2 protein-coding genes are annotated in these 1,243 nt (G+C 54.4%); both read right to left on the minus strand.

Going from position 1 to position 1,243, the window contains the following annotated elements; genetic code table 11:
- Positions 1-38: 38 nt before the first annotated feature.
- On the minus strand, positions 39-875 hold the full coding sequence (locus AC1Q6Y_RS28015; protein WP_492625655.1) for an IS3 family transposase: 837 nt from the start codon (positions 873-875) through the stop codon (positions 39-41).
- Positions 872-1,177 (minus strand): IS3 family transposase, encoded by a 306-nt coding sequence (locus tag AC1Q6Y_RS28020; protein WP_008047186.1) that lies wholly within the window; start codon positions 1,175-1,177, stop codon positions 872-874. Before AC1Q6Y_RS28020 ends, AC1Q6Y_RS28015 begins: the two co-directional genes overlap by 4 nt.
- Positions 1,178-1,243 lie beyond the last annotated feature (66 nt).

Consider the following 1,243-nt stretch of genomic DNA (forward strand, 5'->3'; position numbering starts at 1 on the left):
TGAACTGGTCAAGTAATCCCGGACACCGGTTACGGTGTTTATGCCGCTTTTTGCTCCATGGCTATTGGCGACAGATAGTTGTTGTAGCTGTGGAGCCTGGTGCGGTTGTAGTACATGAAGAAGCGCACCATATCGGTTTTGGCTTCCTCGATCTTGCTGTAGCCACTACGAGGCACCCATTCTGATTTCAGCGTGCCGAAAAATCGCTCTGTTGGAGCGTTGTCCCAGCACTGCCCGCGATGGCTCATGCTTTGCAATATGTCACGACGCTTCAGTTCTTCTTGAAACTTGCGGCTGGTGTACTGACAGCCCTGATCCGAGTGAAACATCAGCCCCGCAGGGCACGTTCGAACCTCTGTCGCCATGCGTAGCGCCTTGCTGACCAAGTTGGCGTCATTGACCAGCGAAAATGCCCAACCGATGACCCGGCGAGCAAACAAATCGATGACGATGGCCAGATGAACCCAGCGCTCGCCCACCATCAAGCTGGTCACGTCACCACACCAGACCTGATCGACTGCAGCCGGTTTGAAGTTGCGCTTGAGCCGATTGGGCGCGACAAACGCTTCCACTCCCTTGGATCTGAATGGGTGCGGCTGGCGTTGTTTACTGACAATGTTGGCCTCCCTCATCAGCGCTCGGACAAGGCCTCTTCCAACTGCAATGTTTTGGGACTTCAGGCCCTTGCTGATCATTCTGGAGCCCATGGCTTCGCGGCTTTCGCTGTGCAGTTCAACCACTTTGAGCTTGAGCTCTTCGCGCCTGATCCGCGGTTTGGCTCGCCGCTGAAGCCACTCGTAAAAGCTGCTGCGCTTCACATCGAAAACACGACACACGACAGCTGTCGGGAACGACTCTCTTAGTTCCGCAATCATCGAAAACGATCGGGATCCGACATCAAGAGAGCGGTAGCCTTTTTTAAGATCTCGGCTTCCATTTCCATGCGCTTGATCTTGGCCTTTAGTTCCTGGATCTGGCGCTGATCTTCGGTAATCGCCTTGGTGCCTTTGACTGGCTGCCCCTCGCGCTCCTTGCGAACCTGATCGACCCAACGCCGTAAAGCGGTGGGCCCGATATCCAGCGATGCACAAACGTCTGGAACCGGGCAGTTATCATCAAGCACCATGCTGGCAGCATGCAGCTTGAACTCGCGGGTATAGACCTTTCTTTCGTTCATGGAACCTCCAAGTTGGCGAAATCATATCGCCCTTAAGAGGTGTCCGGAATTATTAGGCCAGTTCAG

It is taken from the genome of Pseudomonas sp. GW823-FHT06E10, from assembly GCF_058794995.1.

Coding starts and splice junctions, on each gene's coding strand:
- AC1Q6Y_RS28015 (WP_492625655.1), bottom strand. CDS start 875: ATGATTGCGGAACTAAGAGAGTCGTTCCCGACAGCTGTCGTGTGTCGT.
- AC1Q6Y_RS28020 (WP_008047186.1), bottom strand. CDS start 1,177: ATGAACGAAAGAAAGGTCTATACCCGCGAGTTCAAGCTGCATGCTGCC.